At 72.5% G+C, this 12,876-nt stretch carries 12 protein-coding genes and 1 pseudogene; 6 read left to right on the top strand and 7 right to left on the bottom strand.

The window, feature by feature from the left end; all coding sequences use genetic code 11:
- Positions 1 to 20: 20 nt before the first annotated feature.
- Together OIE69_RS36135 and OIE69_RS36130 are read right to left on the bottom strand one after the other, a co-directional pair.
- Positions 21 to 671, bottom strand: a pseudogene (locus OIE69_RS36135) (FMN-binding negative transcriptional regulator).
- Positions 672 to 717: 46 nt separating this feature from the next.
- Positions 718 to 1,554 carry an EamA family transporter gene (locus OIE69_RS36130; protein ID WP_326578887.1) on the bottom strand — a complete coding sequence of 279 codons (837 nt, stop codon included), beginning with the start codon at positions 1,552 to 1,554 and terminating at the stop codon, positions 718 to 720.
- A gap of 117 nt (positions 1,555 to 1,671) precedes the next feature.
- On the opposite strand from OIE69_RS36130, the gene OIE69_RS36125 reads away from it, so the two are divergent.
- Positions 1,672 to 2,256: a helix-turn-helix domain-containing protein gene (locus tag OIE69_RS36125; protein ID WP_326578886.1), complete on the top strand. Its 585-nt coding sequence runs from the start codon at positions 1,672 to 1,674 to the stop codon at positions 2,254 to 2,256.
- Positions 2,257 to 2,544: 288 nt separating this feature from the next.
- Here OIE69_RS36125 and OIE69_RS36120 read toward each other — a convergent pair whose 3' ends face one another.
- The 3 genes from OIE69_RS36120 to OIE69_RS36110 all read right to left on the bottom strand — a co-directional run bounded on the left by OIE69_RS36120 (position 2,545) and on the right by OIE69_RS36110 (position 4,671).
- On the bottom strand, positions 2,545 to 3,468 hold the full coding sequence (locus OIE69_RS36120) for an NADP-dependent oxidoreductase (RefSeq protein ID WP_326578884.1): 924 nt from the start codon (positions 3,466 to 3,468) through the stop codon (positions 2,545 to 2,547).
- A 276-nt stretch (positions 3,469 to 3,744) separates the two neighbouring features.
- Positions 3,745 to 3,972 carry a hypothetical protein gene (locus tag OIE69_RS36115; protein ID WP_326578882.1) on the bottom strand — a complete coding sequence of 76 codons (228 nt, stop codon included), beginning with the start codon at positions 3,970 to 3,972 and terminating at the stop codon, positions 3,745 to 3,747.
- A gap of 60 nt (positions 3,973 to 4,032) precedes the next feature.
- Positions 4,033 to 4,671, bottom strand: coding sequence for an HD domain-containing protein (locus OIE69_RS36110; protein WP_326578880.1), 639 nt, complete (start codon positions 4,669 to 4,671; stop codon positions 4,033 to 4,035).
- Between the two features lie 136 nt (positions 4,672 to 4,807).
- On the opposite strand from OIE69_RS36110, the gene OIE69_RS36105 reads away from it, so the two are divergent.
- Positions 4,808 to 5,779 (top strand): GlxA family transcriptional regulator, encoded by a 972-nt coding sequence (locus tag OIE69_RS36105; protein WP_326578878.1) that lies wholly within the window; start codon positions 4,808 to 4,810, stop codon positions 5,777 to 5,779.
- Between the two features lie 69 nt (positions 5,780 to 5,848).
- On the opposite strand, the gene OIE69_RS36100 is transcribed toward OIE69_RS36105, so the two are convergent.
- A complete protein-coding gene (locus tag OIE69_RS36100) occupies positions 5,849 to 7,897 on the bottom strand; it encodes a SpoIIE family protein phosphatase (RefSeq protein WP_326578877.1) in 2,049 nt (682 codons plus the stop codon).
- Between the two features lie 323 nt (positions 7,898 to 8,220).
- Here OIE69_RS36100 and OIE69_RS36095 point away from each other — a divergent pair, with 323 nt between their 5' ends.
- Positions 8,221 to 9,093: an NAD-dependent epimerase/dehydratase family protein gene (locus OIE69_RS36095; RefSeq protein ID WP_326578876.1), complete on the top strand. Its 873-nt coding sequence runs from the start codon at positions 8,221 to 8,223 to the stop codon at positions 9,091 to 9,093.
- A gap of 147 nt (positions 9,094 to 9,240) precedes the next feature.
- A complete protein-coding gene (locus OIE69_RS36090) occupies positions 9,241 to 9,783 on the top strand; it encodes an LOG family protein (RefSeq protein ID WP_326581509.1) in 543 nt (180 codons plus the stop codon).
- A gap of 26 nt (positions 9,784 to 9,809) precedes the next feature.
- Here the strand turns inward: OIE69_RS36090 and pdxR are convergent, their stop codons facing one another.
- Complete coding sequence (pdxR, locus tag OIE69_RS36085; RefSeq protein WP_326578875.1) at positions 9,810 to 11,267, bottom strand: MocR-like pyridoxine biosynthesis transcription factor PdxR; 1,458 nt, start codon at positions 11,265 to 11,267, stop codon at positions 9,810 to 9,812.
- 47 nt (positions 11,268 to 11,314) lie between these two features.
- Here pdxR and OIE69_RS36080 point away from each other — a divergent pair, with 47 nt between their 5' ends.
- Both OIE69_RS36080 and OIE69_RS36075 read left to right on the top strand, forming a co-directional pair.
- Positions 11,315 to 11,815, top strand: a complete 501-nt coding sequence (locus OIE69_RS36080; RefSeq protein ID WP_326578874.1) for a carboxymuconolactone decarboxylase family protein — start codon at positions 11,315 to 11,317, stop codon at positions 11,813 to 11,815.
- 187 nt (positions 11,816 to 12,002) lie between these two features.
- A complete protein-coding gene (locus OIE69_RS36075) occupies positions 12,003 to 12,818 on the top strand; it encodes an MIP/aquaporin family protein (RefSeq protein WP_326578872.1) in 816 nt (271 codons plus the stop codon).
- Positions 12,819 to 12,876: the final 58 nt, after the last annotated feature.

The raw sequence follows: 12,876 nt of genomic DNA, 5'->3' as shown, positions 1-12,876 counted from the left end.
TGCGTCGGAACGAGATCGGGTCAGGGCTGCCAGGGGCCGATGCGCTCGGTGCGGCGGCGCTGCCGGTCTGCGGTCGGGACGTCGAGGCCCTGGCCGCGTGCCGTGAGCCGGTCGGCGACGGCGCTGCGGTGCTCGACGGGCTTGTGGTCGTTGTACGTGAACTTGGCCATCGCTTCGGTGACTTCCAGGCGCAGGCCGCGGATGCCGGACAGCATGCGGCCGTACGGCGGTGCGCCGGCGGCGACGGGGGCGTGGTCGCCTTCGGGCTGGAAGTGGGCGAGTTGGCGGCGCAGCAGTTCGGCCTTGGCGTCGGGGTCGTCGACGATGTGGGCTCGGCAGGTGAACTCGACGGCCGTGTACTAGCCGGTGGGGACGCCGTCGGTGGGTGGGGTGCCGGCCTCGGCCCGCCAGGGGCCGGGGATGAAGGCGTGGTCGCCGAGGACGGTGAGCAGGACGTGGGGATCGTTCTCGACGGCCGTCCAGACCGGGTTGGGGCGGGCGAGGTGGACCAGGAGGTCGCCCGCGTGGCCGGAGAAGTGGGTGGGGACCGCGACGGGGGGGGGTCGGCCGGGTGGGCCGTTGACGCAGAGCCGGCCGAAGTCGTGGCCGTCGGCGATCCAGGACCGCCATTCGGCTTCGTCCAGGGCGGCGTCCCAGGGCTGGATGAACATGGGGTTTCCTTGCGGCGTGGTGTGCGGGGCGGGGCGGGGGGCCCGGTCAGGTCAGGGCGAGGAGGCCGACGGCCGCGGCGGCGGTGCCGAGTCCGATGAGCTGGCCGCGGTGGATGCGCTCGTCGAGCACCCCCCGGGCGAGCAGGACCGTCCCGGCCGGATAGAGGGCGGTGATCACGGCGACGACCGCGAGATCGCCACTGCGGACGGCGAGCAGGAACAGCAGGTTCGCGAGCGAGTCCAGCACGCCGGCGGTGGCCGAGATCGCGTACGCGGGCCGCTCGGACCCGAGCGTGCGGAACATCGCGCCCGCCGCGGCCAGCGTGACGGCGGAGGAGACCGCGCGGCCGACGATCAGCGGACCGATGCCGCTGTCGGACGGCGCCTGGTGCAGGAAGACCAGTTGGAGCGCGATGGCGGCGCCCGCGCCGAAGGCCAGCAGCAGGGCGGTACGCGAGGGCCGCGCGGCACCGGCGCCGCGGCCCGCGCTGACCAGCACCACCGCCACGAGCGCGAGGGGCAGGCCCACCAGGCCCACCGCGCCGAGGTGCTCCCCCTGCAGCAGGCCCACCCCTACCGGCAGCACGGCGGAGACCAGGGCGGTCACGGGAGAGAGCACGTTCATCGGGCCGATCGCCAGGGTGCGGTAGAGCAGGGCGAACGCGGCGGCGGAGGCGACCCCGGACGCCGCACCCCAGGCCAGGACCCCGCCGCTGAAGGAGGCGTCGAGGAACGGCCAGAGCAGCAGCTCGACGGCGAGGCTGGCCGGGGCCGCGACCATCACGGTGCGCAGCACGTGGGCCTTGCGGGCGCCGAGACCGCCGAGGAAGTCGGCGCATCCGTAGGCGAGCGAGCTGCCGAGGGCCAGCAGCAGAGCGATCACAGGACATCCCTTACCATTCAGTGGAACGACTGAACCGTACATCGGATCGACCGCCATAGGCCAGTCAACCGACCGGACGGTTCATTCCACTGGTACACCGACGAGGACGGAAAGCGGATGGCCGACGCTGAGACCGCACTGCGGACGCTCGCACACAACGTCCGGGCCGCCCGTACCCGCGCGGGCCTGTCCCTCGATGAACTCGGCCGCCGCGCCCAGGTCAGCAAGGGCGCGCTGGTGGGGCTGGAGAAGGCCCAGGGCAACCCGAACTTCGCGACGCTGGTACGGCTGGCCGACACCCTCGGCGTCTCGGTCTCCGCCCTGATGGAGGGCAAGCCCGAAGGCCGCGTCCGAGTCGTGTCCGCCGACGCGCTGACCCCGCTGTGGACCGGCGCGCTGGGCAGTCAGGCCCGCCTCATGCTGACCACCTCGGGGCCGGCGCCCGTCGAGGTATGGCGCTGGCAGTTGGAGCCGGGCGAGGAGTACCCCAGCCATCCCCATCAGCCGGGTGTCGTGGAGACCGTCAGCGTCACCCGCGGCCGGATGACCCTGGTCGTCGACGGCACCGAGCACACCGTCGAAGCCGGGCAGACCGCCACCTTCGAAGGCGACGCGGCCCACACCTACCGCGGCTCCGGCACCGAGACGTGCCACCTGATCATGACGGTGCACCTGCCGCCCGGTCCCGTCGCCGCACCCTGAGGTCGCGGGTCACGGGCCGTGCGGGTCGCACGCGGCGACGACGATCCGACGCCTCAGGAAGCCTCGCTGTCCCCGTAACCGTTCCCGTTGCCGACGACGTGCGGGCGAACCAGGCCCGCGCCTCGTCGGCCGGCAGGACGCGGGTGAGTTCGGCCGTGCCCGGGAGCAGCGAAATGGCCCGCGCCCCGGCGGCCGCAACACGGCGCGGGCCGGGGAGGCAACTTCCCCGGCCCGCGCCGTGTCGTTCCTTCGCGCGGAGGCCCGGTCCTCGGGATCCGGCGCTCGCGCTCAGCCCTCGGCGATCCGGATGATCGTCTTGCCGGGTAGACGGCGCCCGATCCGGGCGTAGGCCTCGGGGGCTTCGGCCAGGGGCCGCACGTCGCCGATGCGCGGCGTGAGCCGTCCGTCGCGGACACGCCGGACGAGGTCCGCGAGGCGGGCCCGGTCGACTTCGACGACGAAGAACACGGCCCGCCCCTTGTCGGGCTGGACGACGGGTGGCGCGGCGATGGTGACGAGCGTGCCGCCGGCGCGGACCAGCGCGGTCGAGCGTTCCAGGATGTCACCGCCGAAGACATCGAGTACGAGGTCCACCTCGCCGATGTCCTCGAGCCGGTCGTTCTGCAGATCCACGAAGGCGTCCGCGCCGAGGCCGAGTGCGGTGTCCCTGTCGGCGGCCCGGCCGGTGCCGATCACCCGGGCGCCCGCCTCGTGGGCGAGTTGCACGGCGATCGACCCCACTCCGCCGGCGGCACCGTGGACGAGGACGGTCTGGCCGGTCGTGAGACCTCCGTGATCGAACAGGCCTTGCCACGCGGTCAGCCCGGAGATCGGCAGTGCGGCGGCCACCGTGTGGTCCACGTCCGCGGGGAGCGGTGCGAGATTGCGGGCCTCCACCGCGGTGTACTCGGCCAGTGAGCCGTTCCGGGTCCAGTCGGCCAGTCCGAACACCCGCTGGCCGACGGTCAGGCCCGTGGTCCCGTAACCCAGTTCGGCCACCACGCCCGACAGTTCGTGCCCGGGCACACTCGGCGTCCGGTCGCGGCCGGCCCGGTCCGACCAGGTTCCCGGCCAATCGAGTTCCCCCGGCGTGAAGCCCGCGGCATGCACCCGCACGACGACGTCGTTCTCGGCGGCGTGCGGGTAGGGCATGTCCGTGAGGGCGAGCCCGCCGGCGCCGGCGTCACGGTCTCGAACGGTGATGGCTTGCATGGGTGGATCCTTTCCGGGGTGATCTTCGAAGGGTCGGCGGACGGGACCGGTCCCGCAAGCGCAGACGGCCCGGGCGGGCGATCGCGGACCCGGCCGCTGCGTCGCGCTGGGCCGCGGGTCCCTCTGCTGCGAGGCCGAGACGACGGCCTGCCGGCGGGTGAGCCCGTGCGTACCGGCACGCGGGTGGGTCCGTGGGCGCGGGATCGGCCTGCGGGTACGGCGGCGCTCATGGCCGGAGCCCCGACGAACGCACGGGGCGGCGGCCGAGGTGGTCGCTCAGCATCCGACCGTCAGCAGGGCACCGAGCAGGCCCACGGTGTACACCGCGAAGACCACCGTCAGCATCGTGACCGACAGTCCCCACCGCTGCCGGTACAAGGGGGAGATCGGTGAGGGTGTGCTCGCCGTGGCCATCAACACCACGTTGGCGGAGGCGAGCACCGTGAAGGTGGTGCCCCGCCCGAGACGACGGCCGGGGCGAGGACGACAACGTGCCTGTTCCATCGTGTTGTCTTCTGCCGCTCTCTGCGCTCTGCGCTCTGCTTTCCGGTCTCTCGTCTCCGGTCAGCTCGGCCAGGGCGCGCCCATGATGCGCTCGACCGTGGTCGTGCGCTGGAAGCCGGGTACGAAGTGCTCCAGCACGTCCGCGTTCACGGTTCCGTTCGTGGTCTCCGGGCGGGCCTCGAGTCCGTCGACGAAGGCCTGCAGGAACTTGTTCTTGAAGTCGCCCCGCGGGTGGACGGCGGTGACCTCCTCCACCTGGGCACTGTCCAACTCGTCCAGGGCCAGGCCGAGCACGTCGGTCAGAACGCCCAGATTCGTGACGGCGATTTCCGGGCCCATCCGATGGGGAATTCCCGGGGTCGTGTGGAGCGCGATGGCGGTCCACACGACGTCGGCGGCCGCGGCCGTGAATCCGCGGTCGAGCATGAATGTGCGCGCGTGGTCGGCCCCGTCGACCTCGAATCGCTGCTCTGCGTCGGAGAAGGGCGTCATCAGGCCGGTGTCGTGGAACATGGCGGACAGGTAGAGCAGCTCCGGGTCGGGCTTCAGACCGAGTCGGCGGGCGTGAATGGCGCCGAAGACGAAAACGCGCCGCGAGTGATGGTAGATGAGGGGGCTGGTCATCTCCTGAACGAGACGGGTGGCTTCGGCGACCGCGGCTGTTTCGGGAATCTCCACCCCGGCGATGATCTCGGTCATTGCTCCGTACTTTCTGACATCGGCGTGTTATGAATGCAAGGTGTTTCCGTCTTCCACACTGCCGTCCGCCAGGCGTTCCTCGCCACCTCGGTCCCGCCATGGGTCCCTCGAATCCGGACAGGCGGAGAATGGCGCTGTGAGCCCCACCGCGCACCGGGTCGTGATCCTCGTCTTCGACGGGGTGACACTGCTGGACGTCTCCGGCCCCGCGGAGGTGTTCGCGGAGGCCAACCGGTTCGGTGCCGACTACCGGGTCGTGCTGGTGTCACCGACCGGGGCCGACGTCACCTCGTCCATCGGGGTCAGGATCGCGGTCGCCGGCGCCGCCTCGGAGTCGGCTCCGGACACCTTTCTGGTGGCCGGCGCGGACCTCTACCCGCGCAACGCCGTCGCCCGTGACCTGGTCGAGGCCGCGCTGACGCTGGCCGAGCGGGCCGACCGGACCGCGTCCATCTGCACCGGGGCGTTCGTCCTCGGTGCCGCCGGCCTCCTGGACGGCAAGCGTGCGACCACGCACTGGAAGGTCACCCACGAACTCGCCGCCCGGTGCCGGTCCAGCAGCGTCGTCCCCGACGCGATCTACGTCCAGGACGGCACCACGTACACCTCGGCGGGCGTGACCGCCGGCATCGACCTCGCGCTGGCCCTCGTCGAGGAGGACCACGGCCCGGATCTGACGCGCGAGGTCGCCCGTTCCCTGGTGGTCTATCTGCAGCGTTCGGGCGGCCAGTCGCAGTTCTCGGCCCCGCTGCAGGGGCCACCGCCGCGGTCTCCGGCCGTCCGCAGGATCGCCGACCTGGTGACGGCCGATCCCGCGGGAGACCACTCGGTCGGTGAGCTCGCCAAGCGCCTCAATGTGAGTTCCCGGCATCTCACCCGGCTCTTCCGCGAGGAAATGTCCACCACACCGGCCCGGTACGTGGAAATGGTCCGGTTCGACATGGCGAAAGCCCTGCTCGACCAAGGGCACACCGCGACCCAGGTGGCATCACTCGCCGGATTCCCGAGTTACGAGAGCATGCGAAGGGTTTTCGTCAAGAAAATGGCGATCAGCCCTGCCGCCTATCAGCGCCGCTTCAGAACCGCGCAGCGGACCGACTCGGCGTAGCGGAGGACGAAGTCCGCGGAACCTCCGCAGTCCGTGCCGTGCGCCGAGGCGCGTCGCATGCCCGCCGTCTCACGGGGCCGCCCCCGGCAGCCGGGTGCGGACCAGGAGCAGGGTGACGTCGTCGGACGCGGTCCGGCCCGGGACGGTTTCCAGTGCACGGGCGCACAGGTCTTCCAGGGGCAGGCCCGGCTCGGTCATCGCACCGCCCAGGCGGTTCATTCCCTCCTCGATGTCGTGGTCGCGGGCCTCGACCAGACCGTCGGTGTAGAGGCCGAGCACGCTCCCCTGGGGCAGTTCCAGTTCGGCGGACCGGAACAGGCCTCCCAGTCCCATGCCGAGCGGGGTTCCTGTCGGCAGGTCCGGGAAGGTGACCCGCCCCTGCGGGTCGGTGAGCACCGGCGGCGGATGCCCGGCGAGTGCCACGGTGCAGCGGCGGGTGGCCGGGTCGTACACGGCGTACAGGCAGGTCGCGCCGAAGACCATCAAGCCGTGGTTCGACGTGTCGTTCCCGCCCGCGAGACCCTGCACCGTGTCGTCGAGGTGTGCCAGTACGTCCTCGGGGGGCAGGTCCATGTCGGCCAGCATGCGGGCGGTGGTGCGGAGTACGCCCATCGTCGCCGCGGCGTCGGGGCCGTGGCCCACCACGTCACCGACGACGAGGGCCACCCGGCCAGCGGCCTGCGGGATGACGTCGAACCAGTCGCCACCGACGCCGTGCTCCCTGTCGGCCGGCAGGTAGCGCGATGCCACTTCGAGCGCTGTGCCGGCACTCGCGTGCTGCGGCGGCACATCGCGACGCAGCATCAGCGCGGCCGAACGCACATGGCGGCGGGCCCTGTCGAGCGCCAGTGCGGCCCGGGCGGCGAGTTCCTCCGCAAGGATCAGATCGACGTCCTGGAACGGCACGGGATTGTCGGTACGGAGGAAGACGGCGACACCCAGCAAGGTGTGGCGGATCCGGATCGGCACGATCATCAGCGAGTGCACGCCGTTCTGGCGGATCTTCGGTGCCCTTGCCGGGTCCTGGCCGGCCCAAGTGGTGGGGGCGGTATCGAGGATGGGCTCCATGTAGGACCTGCCGACGTTCAGGACGTGGTCGGTCAGACGTGAGGGCTGCGGTAGGACGATTTTCTCGCCACGCGCCCAAGGGGACTCCGGGGCGCCCTTGCGGATGGACGCCAGACCGCCGCGCAGGAGGACCGGAGAACGTCGGCTGTGCTGCCCGATGCGGAACGCCGGTTCCCCGCAGAGCACCGACTGCTCCATGTCGACGGCGGTGTAGTCGGCGAACAACGACGTGGCGAGGTCCGCCAGTTCCTGGCTGGTGTGCATCGCGTCCAGGGTGCTCCCGAAACGCGACCCGGCCCGGCCGAGGACGGCCATGCGCTCGTGCGCCTGCCGGCTTTCGGTGGCGTCCATGCTGATGACGCACACTCCCAGCGCCTGACCGTCGGCGCCCTGCAGGCACTGCAAGGTCATCGCGAACAGGTGTCCCCGGCGCGGTCCGGTCGTCAGCCAGGTGCGGTACTCCCGGACGCTGGCGCCGCCGTGCCCGAGAACCTGCAGCATCTCCTGTTCGAACGTCTCGGCCTGGGCGTGCGGCCAGGTCTCGGTGAGCCGGCGGCCGAGCCGACGGTCACGAGGAACGGCGTCGTGGCGCCCCATCGCGTCGTTGACCCAGGTGCACCGCAGTTGCGGGTCGCGGACGGAGATGCCGAACAGTGCGTGGTTGAGCCGGGACTCGGCGACGGTCCCGTTCACCGTCGCCATCGACACCAGCCACCGGGCCGGCGTCCCCTGCCCCCGCAGCATCGAGATCCGCAGGCTGACGTCGCACACCCTGCCGTCGCGGTGCCGGACGGCCATCGGGCCCGACCAGCCGCCGTGCGCCCGGCAGCGGTCGATGAACGCCGCCATGGTCGGCGCGTCCTCGGGAAACGGCAGAACGAGCGCCGCGGACCGGCCGACCACTTCCCCGGCGGAGTACCCGACGTGGCGTTCGGCGGCCGATGTCCAGGCGACCACCGTTCCCTGCTGGTCGAACACCATGAGGGCCCACTCGGCCGTCGTGCCCGCGTCCACGCGATCAGCAGGAGAGACCGCTTCAGCGGTGGTCATCGACATACGCTCCTCAGCAGGCATCGGTGCGGAAGGTCAGGATTCATGCGTTTTGTTCGATTCAGGGATATTGACAACGTCGCGCGGCAATCTGTGACAGCCGGCACAGACGGCCGGCCCCGCACCTGTCCTGTCGGCCTCGCCCGGCTCCGGGACCACACCCCGAGTCGCGGGAGGGCGCGCGGCGCGAGCGCATATTGGTCCGCGAATTCTTCGCCCGAATGGATCCGGCGCCGGTACCACTGGCGCCGTAGCGTTGCCGGTACGACAAGGGGCCCGCCCGCTCCGAGGAAGGGCCCCGCTCGATCACAGGAGCGTTGACCATGCATGTCTTCGTTGCCGGTGCCACTGGCGCGGTCGGCCGCCCGCTCGTTCCGCTGCTGCTGGCCGACGGGCACCACGTCACGGGAATCTCGCGTACCGCAGCGGGTGTCGAGCGCATCCGGCAGCAGGGTGCGGCAGCCGTGCAGGCGGACGTGCTCGACCGGGAGGCGCTGCGCCGCGTCATGGCGACAGCCGCCCCCGACGCGGTGGTCCACCAGCTCACCGACCTGTCGGATGCCGACGGGGAGGCGACCGACCGGCTGCGGCGCGAGGGGACGGGGAACCTGGTGGACGCGGCCGTGGCCGCGGGTGTGACCAGGATCGTCGCCCAGTCGATCGCCTGGGCCTACGCACCCGGAGAGGGGCCCGCGGACGAGAGCGCGCCTCTCGACCTCGGGGCGGCGCCGCCGCGCCTGGGGATGGTGGAGGGCGTCCGCGCCCTGGAGGAGAAGGCCGCCGAGGTGGAGACGGCGGTGCTGCTGCGGTACGGCGTCCTGTACGGCCCGGGCACATGGTACGCGCCCGGAGGGCCGGTCGCCGCGGCTCTGGCCGGAGATGCCTCGGCCCACTTCCTCGGGAGCGTGGAGGCGGACCTTTCCGTGATGTCGTTCCTCCACGTCCTCGACGCCGCCCGCGCGGCCGTCGCCGCGCTCGGCTGGCCCTCCGGTCCCGTCAACATCGTCGACGACGAACCCGCGCAGGCCCGCGAGTGGCTGCCGGCCCTGGCCAGCGCCTTGCGCCTTCCGGCCCCAGAACCCGTGGCGGGGCGCCTGGAGTGGGCGCGCGGCGCGTCCAACGCTCTCGCCCGTTCACGCGGGTGGCGACCCGGACATGCCTCGTGGCGCTCCGGGTTCGCGGCGCAGACGGCCTGACGGCGCGACGGCCCGCCGGGCAGACCGCCTGCCGGCCCGACGGGCTCGCGCCGCGGATTGGTACGGCGTTCCACCCGGCGAATGGACCGCGGGTCAGGGCGCGGCCCCCCTTACGTTCGTGCCATGACCGCGAAAGCTCCCGCCCCCATGAACATCTGTGTCTTCCTCTCCGCCGCCGATCTCGACGAGCGCTACACGCGACCGGCCCGCGAGTTCGCGGAGCTCGTCGGCGGAGCGGGCCACACCCTGGTGTGGGGCGGTTCGGACACCGGGCTGATGAAGGTCGTCGCCGACGCCGTGCGGGAGTCCGGCGGCCGGCTCTCAGGGGTGTCGGTCGGCTTCCTCCGGGAGTGGGCGAGGCAGGACGCCGACGAGATGGTCTTCGCCGAGGACCTCGCCTCACGGAAGGCCCTGCTGCTCGCCGCGGCCGATGCGATCGTCGTGATGGCCGGTGGCGTGGGGACCCTGGACGAGGTGACGGAGGTCCTGGAGCTGAGGAAGCACGGGCTGTACGACAAGCCCGTCGTGCTCCTCAACACGGCGGGCTTCTACGACGGGTTGGTCCTCCAGCTCCGGCGGATGGACGCGGAGGGCTTCCTGCCGCTGCCCCTGGCCGCGTTGGTGTGCGTCGCCGACACCGGCGCCGCCGCGTTCGCCCGCCTGGAGCCCGCGCAGGGCGTCCCCGCCTGAGCGGCCCCGCCTGAGCGCCCGCACGCCTACGGCAGCACGCCGCACAGGGTGTCCAGCGCGCCGGTCCACGCGCTGTCCGAGGGCGCCGCGTAGTTGACCACCAGGGCGTCGCGTTCGGGCAGTTGCCGGCCGGCGCCTTCCTCTTCGTGGGCGAATTCCCTGAGCCCGCTGATCGCGAGCCCCTGTCGGGCCGCGGCCCGGACGACGGAACCCTCCGTCCCCCGGGGGAGTTCGAGGACGACCTGCAGCCCCGCCGCCATGCCGACGGCGCGGACGCCGGGGGCCCGTTCCGCCAGGGCCGCGACGAGCTGGTCGCGGCGGCGCCGGTAGCGCTGCCGCATCGAGCGCACATGCCGGTCGTACGCGCCCGAGACGATGAACTCCGCGAGCGTCAGCTGCTCGAGGGTGCTGGACATGTAGTCGCCGTACCCCTTGGCCTCCACGATCTCCGGGACCATGCCGTCCGGGAGAACCATCCAGCCGAGCCGCACACCGGGCGCGAGCGACTTGCTCGCCGAGCCGAAGTACACCACCCGCTGCGGATCGAGGCCCTGCAGAGCGCCGACGGGCTGGCGGTCGTAGCGGAACTCGCCGTCGTAGTCGTCCTCCAGGATCAGGCCGCCCGTGTCCCGTGCCCATGCGACGGCCGCCGTGCGCCGCTCCGGGCGGAGGGCGACTCCCGTCGGGTACTGGTGCGCGGGGGTCATCAGCACCGCGCCCACCCCCTGCAGGCGCGGCAGGTCGACGGTGCGTGCGCCGTGCTCGTCGACGTGCAGGGGCGGCGTCCGCAGGCCGGCGTTGGTCAGCAGATCGCGGTAGAGGTCCAGTCCGTACGCCTCGACGGCCACCGCTCGCACCGTCCGCGCCCTGAGCACCTGCGCCATGAGTGCGAGTCCGTGGTGGAAGCCGGAGCAGACGACGATCCGTTCCGGCTCGGCGTACACCCCGCGGGCCCGCGCCAGGTAGTCCGCGAGGGCGGTGCGCAGTTCCGGTCGGCCGCGGGGATCGCCGTAGCCCAGGGCGTCGTTCGGCGCGGCGGTCAGGGCGCGGCGGGCGGCGGCGAGCCACTGGGTCCGCGGGAACCTCGCGAGGTCCGGTGCGCCGGGCTGCATGGCGTACCTGGGGCGGTTGCGGGCGGGACCGGTCCGGGCGGGCCCCGTACGGGGAGCGCCGGTCGGAGGGTTGTGCGGCTCGGCCCTGGGGGCCACCCGGGTCCCGGAGCCCTGCTGGGCGGTGAGCCAGCCCTCGGCGACGAGCTCCGCGTAGGCCTCGACGACGGTGTTGCGGGAGACGCCGAGGTCCACGGCGAGCGTCCGGGAGGGCGGCAGACGGGTGCCTGGCGCCAGGCGTCCCGTGCGTACGGCCTCGCGCAGGGCGTCCGTCAGCCCCGTGCGCAGTCCGGTCCCGCGCAGCTCCAGATGGAGGTCGGCGCCGAACGTGGCCGGTGGCCGGTCAGCGGCGGAATTGGTCCCGGTATCACTCATGAAATTGGACCATACTCCAGTACCACCTCGTACGTAGCGTTGTGGGCATGACGATGAACGAAGCACATGAGAACACCACCCTCCTTCCGGAACACCCGGCGCGCATGGACTGGGCGAAGCTCGCCCCCGAGGCCTTCAAGGCGCTGCTCCGGCTGGACTCGGCGGCGGGCCGCGGGGTCGACGCCGGCCTGCTGCACCTTGTGAAGGTCCGCGCGTCGCAGATCAACCACTGCGCCTTCTGCCTGGACATGCACAGCAAGGACGCGCTGGCCGCCGGGGAGTCGGCGGAGCGCGTCATCCAGCTCGGGGCGTGGACGGAGGCGAAGCACTTCTACACGGCGCGGGAGGTCGCCGCGATCGAGCTGACCGAGGCGATCACCGCCGTGACGGACGGCTTCGTGCCGGACGAGGTGTACGCGAGGGCCGCCGAGCAGTTCGACGAGACCGAGCTGGCCCACCTCATCGCCGCGATCGTCGCGATCAACGCCTTCAACCGCGTCGGAATCTCCACCCGCATGGTGCCCGGCCACTACACGCCGAGCGCCTGACCCGCCGGGCGTGCGGCACGCCCCGCGCTCGGCACGCCCCGCGCCCGACACGTCCACCCGGCCGGCCCGGGCAGGATGCGGTGCCACCGCCGGTTCCGGCAGCGTCCGGACCGGTGGTCGGCTCCGACTTCACCGGCCCCACCGGCGACCACCCGACCACACCGACCACACCGACCAGGAGATCAAGGTGGATACCGCTCCGCCTCCCGTACGCCGACCGCCCGTGGCCCGTGCCGCCGACGAGTTCGTCCTCACGACCGTCCTGCTGTTCCTGGCGGTGACCGTCGTGCGATGGCTGCGCGACCCCGACTCGTCCCTCTACATCGCGGACCTGCGTGTCGCCCTGGTCGTCATCGGCGCGATCAGCGGCACCATCCTCACCGGCCTGATCCTCAGCCCTCCCGGACGACGCAGCGGCGGCCACACCAATCCCGCCGTCACCGTCGGCCTGTGGCTGATGAGGGCCTTCCCGGGGCGGCATGTCCTGCCGTACGCGCTCGCCCAGCTGGCCGGCTCGGCCGCGGGGACGGGCCTCGCCCGCCTTGTGTGGGGCCCCGCGGTCGCACTCCCGTCGGTCTCGCACGCCGCGATCCGGCCGGCGCCGACGTGGCAGCCGGTGTCGGTCTTCCTCGCGGAGGTCGGGGGCATGTTCGCGCTGACCCTCGTCATCGCGTTCTTCGTGGCGTACCCCCGGTTCGTGCGCGGGCTGGCCCCCGTCATCGGCCTGTCCGTGGGGCTGGTGATCGCCACCTTCGGCCCGCTCAGCGGGGGCTCGGTCAATCCGGCCCGGCAGTTCGGTCCCGCGGTCCTGTCCGGGCAGACCACCGACCTCGCGATCTACCTGATCGCGCCCGTCCTCGGAGCGGCACTCGGGGCCGGGGTCTACCGGTTGCCCCTCCGGCGCCGCCGCACCCGCGTCCCCGCGACGGCGGCCGCCGCGCCCGACGCGCGACGCGTCGCCCCTCCGGCGCCGCGGTCGGCGTCCGGCACGGCCCGGAGGTAGCCGGAGCGGGGTGCCCGGACGCGGTTCCGTACCTGCGGGCCGTGCGGCGTCAGGGCCG

Origin of the sequence: Actinacidiphila glaucinigra (genome assembly GCF_035918135.1) — a bacterium.
Classification (GTDB): domain Bacteria; phylum Actinomycetota; class Actinomycetes; order Streptomycetales; family Streptomycetaceae; genus Actinacidiphila; species Actinacidiphila glaucinigra.
Note: the sequence above shows the minus strand (reverse complement) of the source record. Positions and strands in the feature narration are given on the sequence as shown.